The organism is Antarctobacter sp. (assembly GCF_048262615.1).
In the GTDB taxonomy this organism is placed as follows: Bacteria; Pseudomonadota; Alphaproteobacteria; order Rhodobacterales; family Rhodobacteraceae; genus Antarctobacter.
Genome location: NZ_JBLXFB010000010.1, coordinates 37,012 through 57,796, shown reverse-complemented (window position 1 = coordinate 57,796; position 20,785 = coordinate 37,012). Strand labels below are relative to the sequence as shown.

The following is a 20,785-nucleotide window of genomic DNA, read 5'->3' as shown; positions in this document are numbered from 1 at the left end:
CCGGATTTCAGCGGTCCTGCATGCCCTTGCCTTGCAGGATTCGGGGGGCGTGTTTGTCGATCCGGTTGACCCGCGTCGCGGCCTGTTTCGCCCCGGAAAAATACAGCACATAGCCACGCCTGCGGCCGGGGGTCAGCGCCTCCCATGCGGTGCGAAAGGCCTCGTCGCTGTCCAGCCTGTCGGTCAGTTCCTCCGGGGCCTCCAGATCGTCCTTGGCGAAATGCACTGTCGCCCCGGATGCCTCGACCGCGATGGCGCGGGTGACGTAATCGCGGATCTGGTCGGCGCGGGCCTCCACCTCATCCGCGGTCTGAAAGCTGAAATACTTGGAGGCGCGGGAGTTCGGGCCGGTCAGGATCAGCGCGCCTTCGGGGTCAGCGATTAGCGTGCCCTTGAAGAAGGCCAGTCGGCAGCCATCAGAATAGCCGCCGATGATCGCGACGTTCGACCCCTGAAACACATAACAGGCCTGCCCCCATTTCAGCGCCTCCTCCAACGGTGTGCCAGAGAGGACGGCCCGAAGCGCGCGTTTTTCCGCGCCCCAGACCGGATCGGCAAAAAACTCTGGCAGATCCCCCGCGCGCGGCATCAGAGGTAATCGGCGCGCGCCAGACCGTATTTGGCCATCTTTTCATTCAGCGTCCGGCGCGGCAGGCAAAGTTCATCCATGACGGCGGAAATAGAGCCCTTGTGGCGGCGCATGGTGTTGTCGATCAGCATACGTTCAAACGCCTCGACGTATTCCTTGAGCGGCTTGCCCTCTGTGGTCATCACCGGCTGCATGTCGTCATGGTCGCTCATCAGCAGCGAGGCGATGGTCCCCTGCCCGCGCCGCGATTGCAGCACCGCGCGTTCCGCGAGATTGATCAACTGGCGCACGTTGCCGGGCCACGGAGCCTGCAACAATTGCGCTGCCTCTTGGGCGGAGACCTTGGGCGCGTCGCAGCCGTATTCATCCGCATAGCTTTCGCTGAGGCGGGTGAACAGCGTCAGGATGTCCTCGCCGCGCGAGCGCAGCGGCGGCACCACGATCTTGAGCGCGGCCAGACGGTAATACAGGTCCGGGCGCAGCGCCTGTTCGCAGGTGCGGCCCTCTTCCTGAAGGTTGGAAATGGCGACGATGCGGGTTTCGGGCGGGGTGCCCTGATCGTTGATCGCCGACAGCAGCCGCGCCTGAGCGGCGTCTGACAGCACCTCGATGTCCTCCAGCACCAGCGTGCCGCCGCGCGCCTCTTCGATGGCGGGCAGGCGTGTGTCCTCTGGCTGCATCGGGCCGAAGAGACGGGTCATCAGCGCGTCTTCGGGCATTGCGCCGCAACTGACCAGCGTGAACTTCTTGCCCGCGCGCGCACCCACCGCGTGCAGGGCGTGGGCGACCAGTGTCTTGCCGGTGCCGGTCTCACCCTCGATCAGGACGTGGCCGTCCGCCTGCCCCAGATCAAGGATATCCTCGCGCAGCCGTTCCATCGAGGCGCTGGCCCCGATCAGCTTGGACATGATCTGCCCGCCGTCCCCCAGTTCACGCCGCAGCGCGCGGGTGTCCAGCGTCAGACGGCGCGCATTGGTGGCCTTTTTGGCAAGGTCGGACATGCGGTCGGGGTTGAACGGCTTTTCAAGGAAATCGAACGCGCCGATGCGCATCGCCTCAACCGCCATGGGCACATCGCCGTGGCCGGTGATCATGATGACCGGCAGGGCACTGTCCGCGCCCATCAGCTTTTTCAGGAACTGAATGCCGTCCATGCCGGGCATCTTGATGTCCGAAATGACAATTCCCGGATAATCGGCGTTCAGCGCGCCCAACGCCTCTTCGGCGCTGGAAAAGGTTTCGGTGTCATAGCCCGACAGGGCCAGCCACTGGCTGATGGACTGGCGCATGTCCTGTTCGTCATCGACGATGGCGATCTTCATTGCATTGGCCATGGCACGTTTACTCCGCTGCTTCTGTGGTTTCGTTCAGAACGGGCAATTGCATTTCAAAGACGGCACCGCCGTCCTCGCCGTTGCGCGCGGTCAGCCGCCCGCCCAGTTCCGATACGATACCCGATGAAATGGCAAGCCCAAGGCCGACGCCATCACCGGGCAGTTTGGTTGTATAAAAGGGCTCGAAGAGCGCATCCAGATCTTCGATCCCGGTTCCATTGTCGCGCACGGTCAGCGTGGCGGTTTCTCCCGAGGCGAGAATGATCTCGACCTGCGGGTCGTCCACGGACTTGGTGGCGTCAAGCGCGTTGCGCAAGAGGTTAACCAGAACCTGTTCGATCCGCATGCGGTCGCCCATGACGCGCACCGGCCCGTTGGGCAGGATCTTGGTGATCTTGACGCGGCGCGATTTCAGTTGCGGCTCCATCATCGCAAGCGACGAGGCCAGCGCCTCTGACATGTCGACGGGGCTGAGTTGTTCCTGCCCCTTGCGGGCAAAGCTTTTGAGCTGACGGGTGATCGCGCCCATGCGCTCGATCAGGTCGTCGATGCGGTGAAAGGCCGACAGCGCCTCATCGGGGCGGTTGCGGCGCAGCAGCAGGCGTGCGCCCGCCAGATAGGTTTTCATCGCCGCCAGCGGCTGGTTCAATTCGTGACTGACGGCGGCGGACATCTCGCCAAGGGCGGCCAGTTTCGACGATTGCGCCAGCGACTGTTCGGCGACGGCAAGGTTTTTCTGCACCCGCTCACGCTCGGCGATTTCGCGGCTCAGACGGGTGTTGAGGGCGCGCAGTTCGGTGGCGTCGCGCTGGAACAGCGCCATGCGGATCGCCGATTGCCGCGACAGCGCGTAGAACACCAGCGCCGCAAGGATGGCGAATCCCATGATCTCCAGCGCCAGCACCGCGTTCACCCGTTCGCGCACCGAGGTGTAGGTGGTGAAGGTGGTCAGGGTCCAGTTCTGGAACAGGATGGTGCCGTCGATACGCATCACCGCCTCGCCGCGCAGGTAGGCGTCGGCCTGTTGCGCGGTCCAGTCGGCGGTGGCCCGGATGGCGCGTTCGATGGCCCCCTCCGCCGGTTGGCGCAGCAGCGCCTCTTGCAGGGTCAGACCGCGCCAGCGCGGTTCGGTCGACAGGATGATCTTGCCTTCGGAATTGGTGACGATGACCGCGTCGGTGATCTTGGCCCAGTCGCTTTCGAACTTGGACAGATCGACCTCGACCATGATGACGCCGACGGTGTCGCCGCCGCTTTCCATGCGGCGGGCGTAGGTAAAGCTGTAGTTGCCGGCCTCTTGCGCCAGCGCGGTGAACACGGTGGTGTTCGAGCGCAGCGCGTCAAAGAAATAGGCCGCCTCGCGGTGCGATTCCCCCAGCCGGTTGCGGTCGGTGGCGGCGACGGCGCGGCCGTCGCGGTCCAGCAGCATCAGCGAGGCGGCCCCGATCTCATCGGCGAAAGAGATCAGCCGCTGCGAGCTTTGCGAAAAGTCCTGCGAGTTGAGCGCGGAGATCAGCGCCGGGTCGCGCGCCAGCAGTTGCGGCACAATGGCGTTGCGGCGAATTTCGGACAGCAGGTTACCCGAGTACAGCGCAAGCCGCAGTTCGGCGCGGTTGCGCGTCGTCTCGGTAAAGCGTTCGGTCAGCAGCCAGTTGGTGATCCAGACGGTGCCCACCGCCGTCAGCAGCAACAGCACAAGCGCAATGCGCGCGCGGCCCGAGAACGGTCCGGCGCGACGCAGACCAGACCTGGAGCCACTCGTTGCCATGGCGGTCAGGATAGGCCGCGCGGGGCCGACCCTCAAGTCGGCTCAGGTCAGGCGGTGGTCAGGGCCGCTGTCAGATGGGCGAAAAGGCGCGCACCATCCTCGTTGCCGTGCGCCGCTTCGCTTGCGCGTTCGGGGTGCGGCATCATGCCCAGCACCCGGCGGTTGGCGGACAGCACCCCGGCGATGTCGCGGGCCGAGCCGTTGGGGTTGTCGGTGTAGCGAAAGGCGACGCGGTCGTCGCCTTCGAGTCGATCCAGCGTCGCCTCGTCGGCAAAGTAGTTGCCGTCATGATGCGCGATCGGCAGGGCGATTTCGGTGCCCGCCCCGTAGCCTTCGGTATAGACCGAAGGCGCCTCGGCGCGCAGGCCGACGGTGCGGCAGATGTATTTCAGGCGGGCGTTGCGCAGCAGGGCACCGGGCAGCAGGCCGGTTTCGGTCAGCACCTGAAAGCCGTTGCAAATGCCCAGCACATAGCCGCCACGGTCGGCGTGGGCCTTGACCGCGCCGACAATCGGCGCGTTGGCCGCGATGGCCCCGCAGCGCAGGTAGTCGCCAAAGGAAAAGCCGCCGGGAATGCCGACGATGTCGATACCGGCGGGCAGCGCGGTGTCCTTGTGCCAGACCATATCGACCTGCAACCCGGCCTGTTCAAAGGCGCGGGCCAGATCGCGGTCGCAGTTGGAACCGGGAAACACGATGACGGCGGCTTTCATGGGTATACTCCCCTCGGTCTGGCGGATGCGCCCTGCCCTAGCGGCCTTTGGCCGCCTCGGCAAGACATGGGCGGTCTGCGCCCCCCGGAACGGGCCCCGGCCCCAAGCGTCCCGCAGGACGCCGGATCAGAGCGTTTCGATGCGGTAGCTTTCGATCACCGTATTGGCGAGCAGCTTGTCACACATATCGGTCACGGTTGCCTCGGAGGTGCCGTCGGCCAGTTCCATCTCGATGACCTTGCCCTGACGGACAGAGCCGACGCCCGCAAAGCCAAGCGCCCCAAGCGCGTGGCGCACGGCCTCGCCCTGCGGATCCAGCACCCCGTCCTTGAGCATCACATGCACGCGCACTTTCATGATCGTCCCCTCGATTGCTTGCCGCGCAGGAACCGCATCACGCGCGGGAATGCAAGGGCAAAGAAAAACGCCGCCCCCGAAGGGACGGCGCGTCGCAGTCCGTGAGGGCCGCTTATTCCTTGTTGCCGCGCCGGATCACGCTGCCGGCGTCGGCCTCGATCCGGAAGGTGCCAGCGGTGTTGCCCGTGAGATCGTTGTTCTCATAGGTGCCGCCGCCGCCTTCGCGCACGCGGATCGCCTCGTACACGTTCTTGGAGATCGTGTTGGCGCGGACAATCGGCGTGGACGCGCCCTTGACCGAGATGCCGTAGAACGCGTTGCGGAAGATCTCGTTGTTCTCGATCACACCGTTGCCGCCGTCGTGGACGTAGATGCCCGACTGTTGGCCGTCCCGCAGGGTGTTTTCATAGACCGAGGGGTTGGCGTTGGTCTTGATCTCGATCCCGGCGTAGGCATTGCCGTAGATCTCGTTTCCGGTGATGCGCGAGATGGCACCATCAGAGGTCATGATCCCGCCTTGCTGGCCATCGCGGATGGTGTTGCCGATGATCAGCGGATCGTCGGCGGCCTTCACCTCGATGCCCGAGAGACCGTTGTTGTAGACGGTGTTGCCTTCGTAGTGGCCCTTGCCGCCTTCGTTGATGAAGATGCCAGAGCCGCCGCCATCGCGCATGGTGTTGCCGGTGACATAGGGATCGGCGCCTTCCTTGACCTCAAGACCGGCAAGGCTGTTGCCGTAGATCTCGTTGCCTTCGATGGTGGCCTTGCCGCCTTCGAACATGAAGATACCGCCCTGAGCGCCGTCGCGGATGGTGTTGCGGCGGATGGTGGCATCCTTGTTGTCGCGGATGGCCAGCACGGCCAGACCCTTGGAGCTGAGGACGCTGTCCTCAAGGGTCACGGACCCGGCGGCGATGTGGACGTTGAAGTATTTGCCACCGTCCTGGAGGATCGTCATGCGGGCAATCCGGCCCGAGTCCGCCGTCCAGCGCACCGCGTTGTCATCGGCCACTTTCAGCACGATGTCAGACACCGGCCCGACCCCGACGATTTCCAGCGGCTTCGACACGTCGATGCCACGGGTATAGGTGCCGGGATAGACCTCGATCCGGGTGTCCGGGTCGGCGGCTGCCACGGCCGCGGCCAGATCAGAATAGTCACCGCCACCCGAGGCCTTGACCGTCAGGACGTTGACGCTGAGATCCGGCTTGGGCGTGGTTGTGACCTGCCCCGGCACTTCGATGTTGCCGATGCGGATCACGTTGCCGGCGTCGGATTCGATGCGGAAGGTGCCTGCGGTGTTTTTCGACAGGTCATTGCGCTCATAGGTGCCGCCGCCACCTTCGCGGATGCGGATCGCCTCGTAGACGTTGCTGGCGATGGTGTTGGAGCGCACGATGGGTTTGGAGTCGCCCTTCACCGAGATTCCGTAGAACGCGTTGCGGATGATCTGGTTGTTCTCGATCACACCGTTGCCGCCGTCGTGGATGTAGATACCGGACTGCTGACCGTCGCGCAGGATGTTGTCATAGACCTGCGGGTTGGCCCCGGTCTTGATCTCGATCGAGGCATAGGCGTTGCCGTAGATCTCGTTCTTGGTGATGCGCGACACCGCATCGTCCGAGGTCATGATCCCGCCCTGCTGGCCGTCGCGGATGGTGTTGCCAGAGATCAGCGGGTTGTCGGCAGCCTTTACCTCGATACCCGACAGCGCGTTGTTGAAGACGGTGTTGCCCTCATACCGGCCCTTGCCGCCTTCGTTGATGAAGATGCCAGAGCCGCCGCCGTCGCGCATGATGTTGCCCTTGACGATGGGATCGGCGCCTTCCTTGACCTCAAGACCGGCAAGGCTGTTGCCGTAGATCTCGTTGTCTTCGATCAGCGCCTTGCCGCTTTCGAACATGAAGATACCGCCCTGCGCACCGTCGTGGATGGTGTTGCGGCGGATGGTGGCCCCGCTGTTGTTGCGGATGGCCAGCACGGCCAGACCCTTGGAGGTCAGGTCGCTGTCCTCAAGGATCACCGAGCCTGCGGCGAGGTGAAAGTTGAAGAACTTGCCGCCGTCCTGGGCGATGGTCATGTTGGCGATGCGGCCCGACTCTGCGGTCCAGCGGACAGAGTTGTCCTCGGAGACCTTCAGAACGATGTCGCGCTTGTTGCCGATGCCGATGATTTCCAGCGGCTTGGCCACGTCGATGCCACGGGTGTAGGTGCCGGGATAGACCTCGATCCGGGTGCCAGGATCGGCGGCCGCGATGGCATCGGCCAGTTCGGAATAGTCACCGCCCGAGGCCTTGACCGTCAGCAGCGGCCCGTCAATTTCCTTGGGCTTGACGATGTCGGTGTTGTCCGGCTTGACCGGGACGCCGCACTCGCGCTCGATGATGCGTGCCGCCATCGAGGCAAAGGTGTGGTCGCCGCAATCGGCGGCATAGGCCTCATATCCGGCACAGCCAAGGATCTTGGCCTCGGCCCACATCGCCGAGCAGGCGTTGACCTGCGGGGTCGGGGTGGGCGTCGGGGTGGGTGTCCGGGTCGGCCCGGTTGCCGGTCCGGTCGAGGCCTTGAGCACCCGGCTTTGCGGCAGAATCCGCGTCATCGGGATCGCCATGTTAAAGCCGGAGCGGCTGTCGCCTGCGTGGTGCAGGCCGATAACGCGCTTGTCGGACAGGCGAATGACCGGCGAGCCGGAGTTGCCGCCCAGCGTGTCGCAGCTGTGCATCAGCTTGCCCTCGGCCGAGATCGCCGGGTTGGCGGCGGCACAGCCTTCGCGGCTGATGTGCATGGCCTGCCCCTGCGGGTGGCCGATGATCCAGAGGAATTCGCTGTCTTCCGGATCTTCCTCTGCCAGTTCCAGCATGCCGTATTTGGTCGAGGGATTGCCGAAGACGCGCAGCACCGTGTAGTCCAGCTCGCGGCTGGTTTCGATGATCTGCGGGCTGACGGTGTAGCGGTCGACCCCTTCGGAGCTGCCGGGCTTGATGAAACCGGCCACAAATTGCGCCGCCTGCACGCCGCTGTCACGCCCCGTGGGATCGCCGTCCATGCCGGGAATGCAGTGGTGGTTGGTCAGGATGTGCTGGTCATCGACGATAAAGGCCGTGCAAAATGCGGTCTTTCCGTTGGTGAACAGCATGTCGAGACGACCGATCGGGCGGCCCAGTTTGATGATCGGGCTGTTTTCACCGTATTTGATGATCGGCTCGTTCTGGTAATCGCCGAAGGCCTGTTCAAAGACCAGACCATCCCCGCCAGCGGACTGGCGCGGCTGAATGATGATCTTTCCGAAATCCGTTGGATCGAACTCGGCGGGTGCTGTTTGCGCGGCGGCTTGGCCGCCGGCAACCGCCCCTGCACAAAGTGCGAGTGCTGAGATGAGTAGACGCATGACAATGTCCCCGTTGGCAAGAATACAGTCTGAACGTACCGTGACCGTGCCCCTGCCGCCAAGTAAAGAATTCCTTGCCTTTCCCGGCGCGACAGCAGCGAAAGCGGGTGTTTCCGGCCACGATTTCAGTTTTTTCAATGCGGAAACAATCGCCGAAACAGCGGCGCGCCGCGCCGCTGTATCCGTCATGGTCACCGTTACGTGATCAGCGCGCCGCGGCGGCGGCCAGTTGTTCCAGCGCGCGCCGCGTGGTTGGCCCAAAGGCCCCGTCGACATCCCGGCTGGACAGATATCCGCGCGTGACCAGTTCAAGCTGGATCGCCCGCGTCGTCGCGCCCGGCAGTTTGTGCAATTGCGTGATCGGATGGGCATAGCCGTCGGCGATGGACTCCACCAGCAAGGCCCCGGCCCGCGCGTGATCCACCCGGACCGCCCGCCCGAGGCTGTAATACACACCCAGCGAGAACTTGCCCTGCGGATAGCCCGCATTGGTCGCCTCGTGGTAGAGCGCGAGAGCTTTGCCATAGTCCTGACGGACACCCAGCGCGCTGTTGTAGGCCACGCCCAGCGAGTAGCGCGCCGGGATAAACCCGTCCATGCGCGGATTTTGCAGGATCCGCAGCGCCTCATCGTACCGCTTGCGGTCGATCAGCGCCCGCGCCAGCCCGTAGTGCACCGCCGGGTCGTCACTGACCTTGCGCGCGGCGCTACAGGCCAGTTCTGCCGATCCGGCGTCAAAATCCTCACGCGAGACACCGGCGATGCCCTCGACCGCGAACATCGGCATGGCCACCTCAAGGCAGCGGGTGACGATGGCCGGGCGGGCGGTGGTGGATTCCGCCGTCGCCCGCAGCGCCGCCACCTTGACCTCTGTCTCGGCGAATTGTTCGCGCGCGCTGGCGGTGCGGGTTGCGACCTGCCCCAGCCAATCCGCCGACAGGTCGGCGTTGCCTTCGATCCGCAACAGAGTGGTTGTCACATCCGCCTCTGTCGTGGCGTCCGGCAGCGTGGCCAGCGTGGTCGAGATGGTATCGGTAAACCGCTGCATGCCGTCGACACGGCTTTTCATCCGCCGCGCTTCTCCGGACAGCCCGCGCGCCAGAGCCTCCCACAGGGCGGCACTCTCGGCGCTGGCCGGGCCGGTCTCTTTTCTCGCTGCCGCAGCCTGCGCATAGGCATCGCGGATCAGAAGCTCATGGACAGCATAATGTTCCAGCGCCTCGATCCCGGCCTTGCGGGCCGCAGAGAGATGGGCGCGAGACGCGGTCTGCGCCTGCTGGATCTTGCTGCGCAGGGCGATGGCCGCCGAGGTGTCGGTCTGATCCCTGACCGAGTCCTGCAACAACACCACCACGGTCGCCTCTCCTTCGGCAAAAAGCTTATCAACGACGGTCTTGCGCGCCACCACAAAGGCCAGCCGCTCACGGCTGGATTCGGACAGGGTGGAAGTGCGTTTGGTGACCGAATCCACCTCTGCCTCTGTCGTCGCGCCGCGCAGGGTGTCGATCAGGCGGTCCATGTCGTCCAGCATACGTGGCATGACCTGCGCCCGCGCGCTGGCCTCTGACAGGGCGCTGTCGATCTGGTCGGCGACGCCGCGCCACAGGCCCGCCACCTCGGCGCTGCCCGGCTTGAACGAGGATTCCGCATCGCCTGCCCGCGCCCGCGCGCGGTTCAGGGTGCCTTGCAGACTGCGCACCGCCCGTTCGGCGGCGGCGCTTTCCTTGGAAATCTCGGCGCGCTGCCGCTCTGCGGTTTCCAGCGCCTTGGCAATTTCGGTCTTCAGACGGTCATCGGCCGGGTCCGGTCCGCCGGTGGGCGGTGTGGTGGCGACATCCGCCTTGCAGGACCGATCCGCCAGACCGCGCGCCAGCGGGGCCAGAACGTGATCGCCGCATTGCGACAGAAAGGTCTGATAGCCAAGGCAGCCATGTTGTTCCGCAGCCCCCCACAGCACCTCACAGGCGCTTTTGGCGTCCGGCGGCGGCGCAATCGGACCGGCGGGGGCGGCCGCCTTGAGGATCTTGCTGTTGGCCAGAATGCGCGTCATCGGAATGGCAAAGTTGAACCCGGTGCGGCTGTCGCCGGCGTGGTGCAGCGCCACCACCTGCCGGTCGGAAATGCGAAACACCGGAGACCCGGAGTTGCCGCCCAGCGTATCGCAACTGTGCACCACCTTGCCCTCGGTCGAGACCGGCGGATCGGCGGCGGCACAGCCTTCGCGGCTGATATGTTGGGCCTGCCCCTGCGGATGGCCGATGATCCAGAGAAACTCTGAGCTTTCGGGGTCGGCGTCGGCCAGTTCCACCGTGCCGTACCGGGCCGACGGGTCGCCAAAGACGCGCAGCACCGAATAATCCAGCGGCGCGCTGGTTTCCAGCGCCTGAAGCTGCACCTGAAATTTCTCGGCGGTGTCTGGATGGGCGGCATCGACATAGCCCGCCACAAATTGCGCCGCCTGAACCCCCGGATCGCCGACGCCGGGGATACAGTGGTTGTTGGTCACAAGGTGTTCACTATCCACGATAAAGGCGGTGCAATAGCCGGTCTTGCCATTGCCATAAAGCACGTCCAGCCGCCCGACCGGACGGCCAAGGCGGCGCGCGATGCTCTTTTCGCCGTAGGAGATGACGGGTTCGTTCTGGTAGTCGCCAAAGGCCTGTTCCAGAACAAAGCCGGTGCCTGCGGATTGCCGTTTGGCGACGACGATCTTGCCGAAATCCGACGGGTCAAATTCGACCGGTTGCGCGCAAAGCGGCGCGGCGGCCAGCAGGGCAATGGCAGAAATTGCAAACACTCGGCGCATGTCGGGCCTCGTCGGGAAAAGGAATGTCGTCACCCTACGCCTGTGGACGTGGTTCCGCCAAGTCCGGAATCCCGGCACGGTGGTCCGATCCGGGCGCGCGCCACGGATCTGCCGCAGCCTGCTGCTCCGGGGGGACCGGTCCCGGTCGCGGACCCGTCATGCGCGGCCCGCGCCACCGTCAGGCCCGCCGGGACCGGCGCGCCACGTGGTTTCAGCCCCTCCTGATCACACCAGCCGGATCACACCGTTCAGTTTATCAGCTTCGGCTTTGCGATGTGGGTGGCCTGTTTCGGCATCACACCCAGACGGCGCGCGACCTCTGTATAGGCATCCGCAAGGCTGCCAAGGTCATGGCGGAACACGTCCTTGTCCAGCTTCTGGCCGGTCTCGATGTCCCACAACCTGCAGCTGTCGGGTGAAATCTCATCCGCCACGATCAGGCGCTGATAGTCGCCGTCATAGACACGCCCGACCTCGATCTTGAAATCGACCAGTCGAATGCCGACACCGTACATCAGCCCGGACATATAGTCGTTCACCCGCAGCGCCAGCGCCACGATATCATCCATGTCCTGCTGGCTGGCCCAGCCGAAGGCACCGATGTGTTCCTCTGTCACCAGCGGATCGCCCAGCTTGTCGTCCTTGTAGCAGTATTCGACGACCGGGCGCGGCAGGGCGGTGCCCTCTTCGATGCCCAGACGCTTGGACAGCGACCCGGCGGCATAGTTGCGCACGATGATTTCCAGCGGAATGATCTCGCAGGCGCGGACCAGCTGCTCACGCATGTTGAGACGCTTGATGAAATGCGTCGGCACGCCGATGCCGTTCAGGCCGACCATGAAATATTCGCTCAGGCGGTTGTTCAGAACGCCCTTGCCCTCGATCACGTCCTTCTTTTCGGCGTTGAAGGCGGTCGCGTCATCCTTGAAGTATTGCACGATGGTGCCCGGCTCGGGGCCTTCGTAAAGGATCTTCGCCTTGCCTTCGTAGATTTTCTTGCGCCGTGCCATGAGGGCCCTTTCCGGGAAACAACGAAACCGCGCCGAAGCGCGGTGTGCCGATGCCATAAGCCATGGGAGCCGCCGCTGCAAGAGACTGCCCGTCGCGTATGGGCCGCTCCACCGGGCCCCATGGCGAGCCGGCCACGCCGCGCGCCGACCGTCGATCCCGGCAAACCGCCGCCGCGGGGGGGCGCGAAGTGGTTTCTATGCCGCAGGTCGCCTGCGCAGCCTTGCGAAGCGGCCTCGGGGGCGGCATACCTTGCACAAACCATTTTTCCCGAGGGAGCGAGAGCAATGACCACCTTCGATGACCGCGAAAACGCGTTCGAGAACAAATACGCCCATGACGAGGAAATGAAGTTCCGGGCCGAGGCGCGCGCCAACAAGCTGCTGGGCCTCTGGGCGGCGGAACTGCTGGGCAAGACCGGCGACGACGCCAGCGCCTACGCCATCGCGGTCGTCAAGGCGGACTTCGAAGAAGCCGGCCATGAGGACGTGGTGCGCAAGGTCGCGGGCGATCTGGGCGACAAGGCCACCGCGGATGAGATCCGCGCCAAACGCGGCAGCCTGCTGGTCATCGCCAAGGACCAGATCATGAAAGAGGTCTGACCAAAGGTCGGACCGGAGACCAAGGGTCGGGCGCTTTGCGACCGGCCCTTTTGCTTGCGCGGCACAAATCCGGGCTGGCGCAATCCCCTCAGACGTGACGCCCGTTCAGCGCCGCCGCAGCGCGGACCACGCCAGCAGTACCACGCCACCGATACCCCCCCGCCGCTATCCGGCAATCCTGCCGCGCCGGGCTTCTTCTCTGTAAAAATCCCCCGGGGGGGACGCCCGCAGGGCGGCGGGGGCAGCGCCCCCTTTTCCGCCACTGGACATTTACGGGGCGCTCTGCACAGATGCGCGGCGGAACGAACAGGACCATTTCCCATGCACGATACCCTGCGCGGCTGCCTCTGGATGACGGGCGCCATCGCCTCTTTTACGGTGATGGCCATTGCCGGGCGGGCGGTCAGCCTTGACCTCGACACCTTTGAGATCATGCTGTTCCGCTCGTTGATCGGCATCGTCATCGTGGTGGGGGTCGCGGGCCTCGCGGGCCGGTTGGGCGATATCACCCGCCGCCGCATGGGCACCCATCTGCTGCGCAACATCTTTCACTTCTCGGGCCAGAACCTGTGGTTCTACTCGATCGCGGCGATCCCGCTGGCGCAGGTCTTTGCGCTGGAGTTCACCTCGCCGTTCTGGGTCATGGTGCTGAGCGCGCTGATCCTGTCAGAGCGGCTGACCCCCAATCGTGTCGCCGCCGCCGTGGTCGGCTTTATCGGCATTCTGATCGTCACCCGCCCGTCACCGGAAACCGCCCATATCGGCCAGTTGACCGCCGCCCTTGCGGCCATCGGCTTTGCCGGGTCCGCAGTCTATACCCGGCTGCTGACACGCACCGAAAAGATCACCTGCATCCTGTTCTGGCTGACGGTCATGCAGGCGGCCTTTGGCCTGATCTGCGCCGGGATCGACGGCGACATCACCCTGCCTTCCCTGGCTAGCCTGCCCTGGGTGGTGCTGATCGCCTTTGCCGGGCTGGTGGCGCATTTCTGTCTGACCACCGCTTTGTCGCTGGCCCCGGCCACGGTGGTCATGCCCATCGACTTTGCCCGTCTGCCGGTGATCGCGATTGTCGGCGTGCTGCTCTACACCGAACCGCTGGACCCGCTGGTTCTGGTCGGGGCACTGGTGATCTTTGGCGCCAATTACGCCAATATCTGGTTCGAAACCCGCAAACGCGCGTGATGCCAAAAGGTTAACGCCCGCGGCCCCTCTCCGTTCAAGCTGTTACAAAAACGTGACGCTGCGTTGCGCGCGCAAAGGGTGACGTCCGGTCAAAGATTGACCGAACAGCCATCTCCCCCGTAGCTTTTGTCGCAGGAGACACCCCACGCTCAGGGGACGAGGGATATAAGAATGAAGAACATGCTTGTGGGGGCCAGCGTCCTGGCCTTGACCACCGGATCGGCTTTTGCCGCCGGACTCGATCGCTCGGGACAGAGCGCGTCCGCCATCTTTGCCGAGGACGGCAGCACCGCGCTGACCTTTGGCTTGGTGACGCCTTCGGTGACCGGCACCGATGCGGGCGGGTCCAGCTACGATGTCGCCAAGCGCTATTCGCAGACCGGACTGTCGTTCACCAAATCGGTCAACGCGCGGTTCAACTGGGCGTTCATCGCCGACAAGCCTTATGGCGTCGATGTCGATTACAACGCCGATCCGCTGACCTCCGCCCTGGGCGGGACCAAGGCGGATCTCAACAGCAACGCGATGACCATCGTCGGCCGCTACAAGATCACCGACCGCATCAGCGTCTTTGCGGGCATCGGCGCGCAAAGCATCGACGCGGATGTGTCGCTGAACGGTCAGGCCTATGCGGGGGCCATCGCGACCGCCGGTGTGGCGCGCACCGTGCCCGGCCTTGATCCGGCGACGCTGGGGGCTGCTTTGCGCGGCGATGCCGCCGCCGCCACGCTGATCGACACCACCTATGGCGCGGGCACCACCGCCGCACTGGGCGGCGCGGTTGCAGGCGCGGTCGGCGGGTTCAACGCCACCGGCGGCTATACCTTCCGGATGAAGGAATCCACCAGCCCGAACTACCTGATCGGCGCGGCCTATGAGATCCCCGATATCGCCCTGCGCATCGCGGGCACCTATCGGTTTGAAACCAAGCACACCGCCACCATCAGCGAAGGCCTGCTTGGCACCACTTTCGACGGCACCACACCGGGCTACGACGATGAGATCGACTATGTCTCACCGCAAAGCTTCAACCTTGAGTTCCAGACCGGGATCGCGGCGGGCACCCTGCTCACCGCCTCCTATCGCTGGACAGAGTTTTCGGCGGTGGACATCATTCCAACGCGGCTGGGCAGCGACCTTGTGAACCTCGACGATGCGCACCGCTTTACGCTGGGTGTCGCCAAGCGGTTCAATGATCGTTTCGCGGGTTCGGTCACGCTCAGCTATGAGCCGCCCACCGGCAACCGGACCGTGTCGCCGCTGGGTCCGACTGACGGGCTGAAGGGTATTTCCTTTGGTGGCCAGTTCACTGAGGGCCCGGTCAAGATCTCTGGCGGGATCAACTATTCCTGGCTGGGCGATGCAGACGCAGGGGTCGCCGGGATCAAGGCCGCCGAGTTCCGTGACAACCACGCGGTCGGCATCGGGTTCAAGGCCGAAGTGACCTTCTGATTCCTCTGCCTTTCCGGCATTGCGACAAGGACGCGCCCGGACCCGCATGGGTCCGGGCGTTTCCTGTTCCGGCGGGTGATGAAACCGCATTTTCCGGATCGCCCGCGCGCTGGCCCAAGGGTATCCAGATGCCATGACACAGACCTCTCTTTCCCCGCGCGCCTGGGCCGAACTGGTCCTGCTGAGCCTGATCTGGGGCGGATCGTTTCTGGCGATCCGCACGGCACTGGATGAAATCGGGCCGCTGACCTCGGTGCTGTTCCGCACCGGCATCGCCGCCGCCGTGCTCTGGCCGGTGATCCTGTTGCGCGGCATCCCCCTGCCCATGGGGCGGCGGGTCTGGGTCGCGCTGTTCGGGATGGGGTTGCTGAACAACGCCATTCCGTTTTCGCTGATGGCCTGGGGACAGTTGCATATCCCCACTGGCCTGACCTCGATCCTGAACGCCACGACGGCGATCTTTGGCGTGGTTGTGGCGGCGATGGTCTTTGCCGATGAGCGCCTGACGCCGCGCAAGGCGCTGGGGGTCGGTCTGGGGTTTGCCGGTGTGGTGACCGCCATCGGGCCGATGGCCCTGCTTAACCTTGACCTCACCTCGACCGCGCAACTTGCTGTGATAGCGGGGACATTTTCATATGCCTGTGCGGGGGCATGGGCGCGCATTCGGCTGAGCGGGCTGGCCCCGCTGGCCGCCGCCGCCGGGATGCTGACCTGCTCGACCGCGATCATGCTGCCGCTGGCGCTGGTGGCCGAGGGCGCGCCCTCCGTGGCCCTTGCCCCGGCCACATGGGCCGCGATCCTGTACTATGCGCTAATTGCCACCGCGCTGGCCTATCTGTTGTACTACCGGGTGCTGGCGATGGCCGGGTCGGGCAACCTGATGCTGGTTACGCTGCTGATCCCGCCCACGGCGATCTTTCTGGGCGCGCTGGTGCGCGGCGAGGATCTGCACACCGGGGCCTATGCCGGGCTGGCGCTGCTGGCGCTTGGGCTCAGCGTATTGGACGGGCGGCTGTATGCCCGTGCGGTCAGGGTTTGACGCCGCGCCGCGCCGCGCGTAGGTCATCCTGAAACCGGTTTTCAGGGAAAGACTTGCGATGCTCTACCCCAATGCCCGCGCGTGGCGCGATGCGCCGAAGAAACGCGTGGTCCTCTTTGCCATGTCGGGATTGGGAAAGACCCATGTGTCGAACCTGTTGCGCGGCACCGGCAGCTGGTTCCACTACTCGATCGATTACCGCATCGGCACCCGCTACATGGGCGAATACATCGTCGACAACGCCAAGCGGCACGCGATGCAGGTGCCGTTCCTGCGCGATCTGCTGATGACGGATTCGATCTACATCGGGTCGAACATCTCTTTCCATAACCTGACGCCGGTCTCGACCTATCTGGGCAAGCCCGGAAACCCGGCCAAGGGCGGCCTGCCGATGGTCGAGTACCGCCGCCGGCAGGCCCAGTTCGAACGTGCCGAACGGCAGGCGTTGCTGGACACGGAATACTTTATCTCTCGCGCCGAAGACCTCTATGGCTATCCGCATTTCATCTGCGACACCGGCGGCAGCATCTGCGAATGGGTCGATCCGGAAAATCCCGACGACGAGATCCTGACCGCGCTCAGCCAGCAGGCACTGATGGTCTGGGTGCGCGGCTCTGACGCCCATACGGACGAGTTGATCCGCCGCTTTGACAAGGCCCCGAAACCAATGGCCTATCGCCCGGATTTCCTTGCCGCCGGGTGGGCCGCCTATCTGGCGGAGACCGGCCTGACCGAGGACAAGGTCGACCCGGACGCCTTTATCCGCTGGACCTATGCCCGCGCGCTGGCGCACCGCCAGCCGCTGTACGAAGGCATGGCGCAGAAATGGGGCGTGACGGTCGAGGCCGAGGATATGGCCCGCGTGCAAAACGAGGAAGACTTCACCGACCTTATCGCCAGCGCCCTGCCCGGCTAGGTCTGCGGTCGCACGCGCCTTGTCCCGGCCCCGCCGATCCCCTATCTAACCGCTTCGCCGCAACAGGACCCCTGACATGCCCATCAAGCTGCCCTCCGACCTGCCCGCCTTTGACGTGCTCACGCGCGAGGGCGTCATGGTCATGGCAGAAGAGCACGCCGCGCGTCAGGACATCCGGCCGCTGCGCATCGGGTTGTTGAACCTGATGCCGAAGAAGATCCAGACCGAAAACCAGTTTTGTCGGCTGATCGGCGCCACGCCGCTACAGATCGAACTGTCGCTGATCCGGATGAGCGAGCATCAGGCCAAGAACACCGCCGCCGAACATATGGAGAACTTTTACCGGCCCTTCTCGGACGTGGCCGAGAGCGGAGAAAAGTTCGACGGGTTGATCATCACCGGCGCGCCGATCGAACATCTGCCCTTTGACGAGGTCACCTATTGGGACGAGCTGCGTCAGGTCTTTGACTGGACCCAAACCCATGTCCATTCCACCTTTGGCGTCTGCTGGGGCGGGATGGCGATGATCAACCATTTCCACGGGGTGAAGAAACACCTGCTGGAGGCCAAGGCCTTTGGCGCGGTGCGGCACCAGAACCTTGCGCCCGCCTCACCCTATCTGCGCGGTTTCTCCGATGACATGGTGATCCCGGTTTCCCGCTGGACCGAAATTCGCCGCGAAGAGGTGGCCGCCGCCGGACTGCCGGTGCTGATCGATTCGACCGAGACCGGCCCCTGCCTGATCGAAGATCCCTGCCACCGCGCGCTGTATATCTTCAACCATCTGGAATACGACAGCGGCACGCTCAAGGAAGAGTATGACCGCGACATAGAGAGCGGCACACCGATCAACGTGCCCGCCAACTACTATCCCGACGACAACCCCGCCCTGCCGCCGCAGAACCGTTGGCGCAGCCACGCGCATCTGCTTTACGGCAACTGGATCAATGAGATCTACCAGTCGACCCCGTTTGAGATATCTTCCATCGGGACGGCCCGCTGAGGGGCAGACGGACAGGACAGGAACAGTGCTGCGCATGATCGGAACGTTTCTTATTGCATCGCTGCTGGGGGGCGGCGTCTTTGTGCAGTGGCGTGCCGGGATTCGCGAGGCGGCGGCGCTGGACCGCTGGCCCGCCGTGGGCGCCTTTGTCGAGGTGGACGGCGTGCCGATCCACTATGTGCAACGCGGCAGCGGCCCGGATGTGGTGTTGCTGCACGGGGCCAGCGGCAACCTGCGCGACTTTACCTTCGATCTGGTGGACAAGCTGGCGCAGGATTACCGCGTGACGGTCTTTGACCGGCCCGGACTGGGCTACAGCGGGCGGCGCGAGATGTATCGCGGCGCGTTCAACACCAAGGCCGAGACGCCGCAGGATCAGGCGGCGCTTCTGGCCGCCGCCGCCGCGCAACTGGGGGTTCACAGGCCTGTTGTCGTCGGTCACTCCTTTGGCGGGGCGGTGGCGATGGCATGGGGTCTGGACCATGACGCGGCGGCGCTGGTCACGCTGGGCGGGGCGATCATGCCCTGGCCCGGTGATCTGGATTTTCAGTATCGGCTGTTGGGCCACGCCTTTGGCGGCGCGCTGGTCGCGCCCTTGGTCACCGCGTTCCTTGATCCGATGGGCACCCGCGATGCGGTTGCGGGAATTTTTGCCCCGCAAGACATGCCCGATGGCTATCTTGCCCACGTTGGCCCCGGTCTCAGCCTGCAACGCCCTGTCATCCGCGCCAACGGACGGCAGGTCTATCACCTGCGCCCCGCGCTGACCGATATGTCGGCCCGCTATCCCACCCTCGACCTGCCGGTCGAATTGCTGCACGGCACGGCGGACAAGACCGTGGGGTTCGACATTCACGCCGTGGCTGCGGCAAAGCTGTTGCCCGACGTGCAGCTGACCGCGCTGCCCGACGTCGGGCACATGCCGCAACACGCCCGTCCCGGCGCGGTGATAGAGGCCATCCACCGCGCCGCCACCCGCGCCGGTCTGCGCTGAACCCGCCACCCGAAGCGTTTGCGTTAATCCGATTAACATTCCATAGTACCGGTCACTTAGACCGACGGAGGCCCCCATGACGCTCCCTTTCGACGGCGCGATTTCCAGCTTTTACCAGAACGACGCGCCGAAACCGGTGCGTGAGGCGATCACCCGCGCCGACAAGGACGATATCCTTGATACCGGTTATCCCTATTCCGAGGGCATGAAGTCCAAGACCTACGACAAGGAAATGGAACGCCTTCAGATCGAACTGGTCAAGATGCAGGCCTGGTCCAAGGACACCGGCGCGCGCATCGCCATGGTCTTTGAGGGCCGCGATGCCGCGGGCAAGGGCGGCACGATCAAACGGTTTCGCATGAACCTGAACCCGCGCGGGGCGCGCGTTGTGGCTCTGGGCAAACCCTCGGACCGCGAAGCGACGCAGTGGTATTTCCAGCGCTACATCGACCACCTGCCCGCCGCCGGAGAAATCGTCTTTTTCGACCGGTCCTGGTACAACCGGGGTGTGGTCGAACATGTCTTCGGCTTTTGCGACAACGATCAGCGCGAGCATTTCTTCACCCAGGTGCCGGATTTTGAAAAGATGCTGGTGGATGAGGGCATTCACCTGTTCAAGTTCTGGCTGAACGTCGGGCGCGGCGAACAGCTGCGCCGCTTTCTCAAACGCGAGAGCGATCCGTTGAAACAATGGAAGCTGAGCACCATCGACGTCGAGGGGCTGGCCAAATGGGATGCCTATTCCACCGCCATTCGGGAAACGCTGGCCCGCAGCCACACGTCTGTTGCCCCCTGGACGGTGATCCGGTCGGACGACAAGAAACGCGCCCGTCTGGCCGCCATCCGCCACCTGCTCAGCCATCTGGACTATACCCAAAAGGACCCCAAGGCCCTCGGTTCGGTCGATACAAAGATTTTGGGCGGGCCGGAGATCTGGGAGGCCTGAGGGCCGCCCGCGCAGGATGATGATCAAGAAACGCGGATATCACCACGGCAACCTGCGTCAGGCGCTGGTCGATGCCGCGCTGAAACTGATCGAGGAAAAAGGCCCCACCGGCTTTACCCTGTCGGAGGCGGCCAAACAGGCGGGCGTCACACCCGCCGCCGTCTACCGGCACTTTTCGGGGCGGGAGGATCTGATCGCCGAGGCGGCGCTACAGGGCTATGAGATCTTTGCCGACGTGATGGACTATGCCTACAAGAAGGGCCAGCCGTCCGATCTGGCGGCCTTCGAGGCCACGGGCCGCGCCTATCTGGCCTTTGCGCGCAAATACCCCGGCCACTATATCGCGATGTTCGAATCGGGTGTCTCGGTGAACCATTCGCCCGAACTGGCGGCAGTCTCGGCCCGCGCGCGCGGCGTGCTGGAAAAGGCCGCAGAGCGGCTGTCGCAGCATATCCCGCCGGAAAAACGCCCACCTCCGGCGATGTTTTCGGCCCATATCTGGGCGCTGTCGCATGGGGTTGTCGAATTGTTCGCCCGCAACTCCCCCGGCAGTCAGGCGCCCTTCCCGCCCGAGGATTTGCTGGAGACCGGCATCGGCGTCTACCTGCGTGGGCTGGGTCTGTTGCCCGCCGACAAATGAGCCGCGACCACACCGCCGCTTTGGGTTAGAACCCCACAGGCAGAG

At 64.4% G+C, this 20,785-nt stretch carries 18 protein-coding genes; 10 read left to right on the top strand and 8 right to left on the bottom strand.

Annotated elements, in window-relative coordinates; genetic code table 11:
• Window positions 1-7: 7 nt before the first annotated feature.
• From ACN0S5_RS12730 to ACN0S5_RS12705, 6 genes are all read right to left on the bottom strand, one after another.
• Window positions 8-589 carry a YdeI/OmpD-associated family protein gene (locus ACN0S5_RS12730; RefSeq protein ID WP_417208701.1) on the bottom strand — a complete coding sequence of 194 codons (582 nt, stop codon included), beginning with the start codon at window positions 587-589 and terminating at the stop codon, window positions 8-10.
• Entirely contained in the window at window positions 589-1,923 is a 1,335-nt protein-coding gene (locus tag ACN0S5_RS12725) for a sigma-54-dependent transcriptional regulator (protein WP_417208699.1), read from the bottom strand. The genes ACN0S5_RS12730 and ACN0S5_RS12725 overlap by 1 nt, the downstream gene beginning before the upstream one ends.
• Before the next feature lie 7 nt (window positions 1,924-1,930).
• Complete coding sequence (locus ACN0S5_RS12720; RefSeq protein WP_417208925.1) at window positions 1,931-3,691, bottom strand: sensor histidine kinase; 1,761 nt, start codon at window positions 3,689-3,691, stop codon at window positions 1,931-1,933.
• 47 nt (window positions 3,692-3,738) lie between these two features.
• A complete protein-coding gene (purQ, locus tag ACN0S5_RS12715) occupies window positions 3,739-4,404 on the bottom strand; it encodes a phosphoribosylformylglycinamidine synthase subunit PurQ (RefSeq protein ID WP_417208697.1) in 666 nt (221 codons plus the stop codon).
• 126 nt (window positions 4,405-4,530) lie between these two features.
• Window positions 4,531-4,761, bottom strand: coding sequence for a phosphoribosylformylglycinamidine synthase subunit PurS (gene purS / locus ACN0S5_RS12710; RefSeq protein WP_417208696.1), 231 nt, complete (start codon window positions 4,759-4,761; stop codon window positions 4,531-4,533).
• A gap of 112 nt (window positions 4,762-4,873) precedes the next feature.
• Entirely contained in the window at window positions 4,874-8,149 is a 3,276-nt protein-coding gene (locus tag ACN0S5_RS12705; RefSeq protein ID WP_417208695.1) for a right-handed parallel beta-helix repeat-containing protein, read from the bottom strand.
• Between the two features lie 40 nt (window positions 8,150-8,189).
• Here ACN0S5_RS12705 and ACN0S5_RS12700 point away from each other — a divergent pair, with 40 nt between their 5' ends.
• Complete coding sequence (locus ACN0S5_RS12700) at window positions 8,190-8,354, top strand: hypothetical protein (protein WP_417208694.1); 165 nt, start codon at window positions 8,190-8,192, stop codon at window positions 8,352-8,354.
• Here the strand turns inward: ACN0S5_RS12700 and ACN0S5_RS12695 are convergent, their stop codons facing one another.
• Both ACN0S5_RS12695 and purC read right to left on the bottom strand, forming a co-directional pair.
• Window positions 8,355-10,955 (bottom strand): trypsin-like peptidase domain-containing protein, encoded by a 2,601-nt coding sequence (locus tag ACN0S5_RS12695; RefSeq protein WP_417208692.1) that lies wholly within the window; start codon window positions 10,953-10,955, stop codon window positions 8,355-8,357.
• 248 nt (window positions 10,956-11,203) lie between these two features.
• Window positions 11,204-11,965, bottom strand: a complete 762-nt coding sequence (gene purC, locus ACN0S5_RS12690) for a phosphoribosylaminoimidazolesuccinocarboxamide synthase (RefSeq protein WP_417208690.1) — start codon at window positions 11,963-11,965, stop codon at window positions 11,204-11,206.
• A 285-nt stretch (window positions 11,966-12,250) separates the two neighbouring features.
• On the opposite strand from purC, the gene ACN0S5_RS12685 reads away from it, so the two are divergent.
• The 9 genes from ACN0S5_RS12685 (at window position 12,251) to ACN0S5_RS12645 (ending at window position 20,740) form a co-directional block, all read left to right on the top strand.
• The gene (locus tag ACN0S5_RS12685) at window positions 12,251-12,565 is read left to right on the top strand and encodes a DUF1476 domain-containing protein (protein ID WP_417208689.1); all 315 of its coding nucleotides are present in this window, start codon (window positions 12,251-12,253) and stop codon (window positions 12,563-12,565) included.
• A gap of 321 nt (window positions 12,566-12,886) precedes the next feature.
• Window positions 12,887-13,750, top strand: a complete 864-nt coding sequence (locus ACN0S5_RS12680) for a DMT family transporter (RefSeq protein ID WP_417208688.1) — start codon at window positions 12,887-12,889, stop codon at window positions 13,748-13,750.
• Between the two features lie 171 nt (window positions 13,751-13,921).
• The gene (locus ACN0S5_RS12675; RefSeq protein WP_417208687.1) at window positions 13,922-15,202 is read left to right on the top strand and encodes an outer membrane protein transport protein; all 1,281 of its coding nucleotides are present in this window, start codon (window positions 13,922-13,924) and stop codon (window positions 15,200-15,202) included.
• A 133-nt stretch (window positions 15,203-15,335) separates the two neighbouring features.
• Window positions 15,336-16,241, top strand: coding sequence for a DMT family transporter (locus ACN0S5_RS12670; RefSeq protein WP_417208685.1), 906 nt, complete (start codon window positions 15,336-15,338; stop codon window positions 16,239-16,241).
• Window positions 16,242-16,299: 58 nt separating this feature from the next.
• Window positions 16,300-17,157 carry an ATPase gene (locus ACN0S5_RS12665; RefSeq protein WP_417208684.1) on the top strand — a complete coding sequence of 286 codons (858 nt, stop codon included), beginning with the start codon at window positions 16,300-16,302 and terminating at the stop codon, window positions 17,155-17,157.
• Between the two features lie 76 nt (window positions 17,158-17,233).
• Window positions 17,234-18,160 carry a homoserine O-succinyltransferase gene (locus ACN0S5_RS12660; protein WP_417208682.1) on the top strand — a complete coding sequence of 309 codons (927 nt, stop codon included), beginning with the start codon at window positions 17,234-17,236 and terminating at the stop codon, window positions 18,158-18,160.
• A gap of 34 nt (window positions 18,161-18,194) precedes the next feature.
• Window positions 18,195-19,154, top strand: a complete 960-nt coding sequence (locus ACN0S5_RS12655; RefSeq protein WP_417208923.1) for an alpha/beta fold hydrolase — start codon at window positions 18,195-18,197, stop codon at window positions 19,152-19,154.
• Window positions 19,155-19,230: 76 nt separating this feature from the next.
• A complete protein-coding gene (gene ppk2, locus ACN0S5_RS12650; RefSeq protein WP_417208680.1) occupies window positions 19,231-20,100 on the top strand; it encodes a polyphosphate kinase 2 in 870 nt (289 codons plus the stop codon).
• Between the two features lie 19 nt (window positions 20,101-20,119).
• Window positions 20,120-20,740 (top strand): TetR/AcrR family transcriptional regulator, encoded by a 621-nt coding sequence (locus ACN0S5_RS12645; protein WP_323769263.1) that lies wholly within the window; start codon window positions 20,120-20,122, stop codon window positions 20,738-20,740.
• Window positions 20,741-20,785 lie beyond the last annotated feature (45 nt).